This is a genomic window from Mogibacterium pumilum (genome assembly GCF_002243385.1).
Classification (GTDB): domain Bacteria; phylum Bacillota; class Clostridia; order Peptostreptococcales; family Anaerovoracaceae; genus Mogibacterium; species Mogibacterium pumilum.
This window is the reverse complement of record NZ_CP016199.1, coordinates 930536-932693: the sequence shown is the minus strand read 5'-3', so window position 1 is coordinate 932693 and position 2158 is coordinate 930536. Positions and strand designations below refer to the sequence as shown.

The 2158-nt window shown below is 46.5% G+C and carries 1 protein-coding gene; it reads right to left on the bottom strand.

The window, feature by feature from the left end:
• Positions 1-94 precede the first annotated feature (94 nt).
• Positions 95-1450, bottom strand: coding sequence for a group II intron reverse transcriptase/maturase (gene ltrA / locus AXF17_RS04480; protein ID WP_237049005.1), 1356 nt, complete (start codon positions 1448-1450; stop codon positions 95-97).
• Positions 1451-2158 lie beyond the last annotated feature (708 nt).

Sequence of the window (2158 nt, the reverse complement as noted above, 5' to 3'; positions counted from 1 at the left end):
AATAGGGTAGAGCGAGGGCGTTAGCCCTCAACCCTCCCGTTGCACCGTACGTACGGGTCTCGTATACGGCGCTACATCAACATAGAATCAAGCGTTAATTCAGATAATACGCCAAAGGGTCGACCAATCCCGGTCGGCTCTTTGTCTTTTTGCCAAGTATCGTTGGATTGAGCAGGAAATTAATATCCCGAATAGTAGCCATTCGGTACCATCCCTGCCTTGCGTTTGCCACGCTTAACAATCTTTTCTCCTCAAGGCCACATTCCTGAATCCTATTCAGAGCCATCAGGTTCTTGAATATGGTCTTCGGCTTTTTCCACTGTTTGAGTATCACTACTCTCACCTTGTGCCTCAGCCATTGTCCATATTCATCAAGAAAGCCTTTCATGCTACCGATTCTGTAGTAGTTTATCCACCCCCGGATGAGCCAGTTCAGTTGCATAAAGGTAGACTTTATGGTTCGCGCAGCCGCTTTCTTCCGACAAAGAATCTCACGAGTCTTCTCATAGAGTTTCTTCTTTCGGTCTTTGGCAAGCCTGCACTTCCAACCGTCTTTGCTCTTCCAGAATGTGAATCCCAGAAAGTTACTCTTCGTAGGTCTTACTACCTTTGTCTTAGTGGCACTGACTCTCAGCCGAAGTTTGCGCTCCAGCCAGCTTGTCACAGACTTCATCACTCTGTCTGCCGCCATTTCACTTTTCACGAAGATGTCGCAGTCGTCAGCGTATCTGACAAAATGAAGTCCCCTTGATTCCAGTTCCTTGTCGAGCTTGTCAAGGTAGATGTTGGATAGTATAGGTGAAAGAGGTCCACCTTGCGGTACCCCTTCTTCACTTGGGCTTACCAAGCCATCTTCCATGACTCCAGCTCTTAGAAACTGTCGAATCAGTCGTAGCGTTTTCGCATCATTAATGCGTTCTCTGAGTATTGAAATTAACTTGTCATGGTTTACCGTGTCGAAATACTTCTCGATGTCAAGGTCTATCACCCACTCATATCCCTCGTTGAGGTATTCGAGGGCTTTCTCTATCGCTCCATGGCAATCTCTGTTCGCTCGGAACCCATAACTATGGTCACTGAAATATTTGTCATATCCCAGAGACAGTATCTGTGCTGTCATCTGCTGTACAACTCTGTCTGTGACTGTCGGTATTCCGAGAGGTCTCTTCTTGCCGTTGGCTTTAGGTATGTAGACCCTTCTTACCGGACTCGGCCTGTATTTACCTTCACGTATCTGAGTCTTCAGCTCTTCCCTATGAAGAGTAAAATACACGTCAAGTTCATCTACCGTCATCCCATCGACTCCGGCTGCACCTTTGTTTCGCTTGACGTTCTTGATTGCCTCGTCAATATTCCTGTCCTGTAATATCCATTCGATTAATTCCACTTGTTGCTCCTCTTTCTGTTCGTAAAACTGCCGGAAATCATCCCCTCTACCTTTTGCCTCCACAGACTTACGTTTCTGCTTTCAGAGCATATCCTCGATTTCGGATTATTCCGACCTTGCTTGCAGTGATTTGCAATACATTGACATTAGACCCTTCCCGTTCGTGCTCCCGGTACTATGGTCTAAGCTGACTCCCGGACGCAAGCCTTTTCCGCACGTGTTTCCACGCCGTCCGGGTCTCCCGGGGTAAGACATAGTTCTTTCGCCACACAACCTCCGGATTTACTGTCTCGGTGATACGTTTACCTTTTGGGCTTCGGTTTGTGTAGCAACCTCACCCACCGTTTAGCCTTGTATCCGGTTTCTGTTCGTAGGCTCGATGGCTTTGCTACACCGCTTCCTTCACTTGAGCATTACTGCTTTCCGCTTGCGGTTCGCTACACTTGGCGGTAAATACCCGTGACTGGACTCTCACCAGTAAGAACTGTGCCATGCCCGGCACACCGACAAAAGGTCGGTAGCATATGCCACCGACCTTAATACATCTAAAAGTTCAGGTTCTATAAATTCTTTTGGGGTTTAGGAGGTACCTATCCATTTCATTGTGGTGTTTTAAACCCCTACCTATACACTTGTTGGGGTAATAAAAAAACACCCCAAAAAAATCAATGTTGTCCCTGACAAGGGGTACACATCATAATTTGGATAATCTAAAAAGGACGGAGATTTAACCATGATTAGTTAAATTCTCCGTCCTTTGTTGTTCCTCAA